This is a genomic window from Streptomyces daliensis (assembly GCF_054782395.1).
This window is the reverse complement of the sequence record NZ_BAAGSO010000118.1, coordinates 385,871-386,115: the sequence shown is the minus strand read 5'-3', so window position 1 is coordinate 386,115 and position 245 is coordinate 385,871.

The window sequence follows — 245 nt, the reverse complement described above, 5'->3', positions numbered from 1 at the left end:
GCGCCGGGGTGTCTCCTCGGCGTGAAGCTTTCGTGTTCGGCTTTCCGCCGTCGTTCGTCTCGACCTGCGGGGACACCCCACCACGTCCCCGTCCCGCCGGTGACCCTCCTCTGCTCCGGGTGGGCTGAGCCCGGCCACACCCCCGGCGCCGGGACCTACGGTCCCCACTCCACGGGCCGACCGTCCCGCGCAACTCCCCCTGTCGGGGGTGCGCAGTCCCGGGGTGCCCCTTTGGGGTTTCGTTT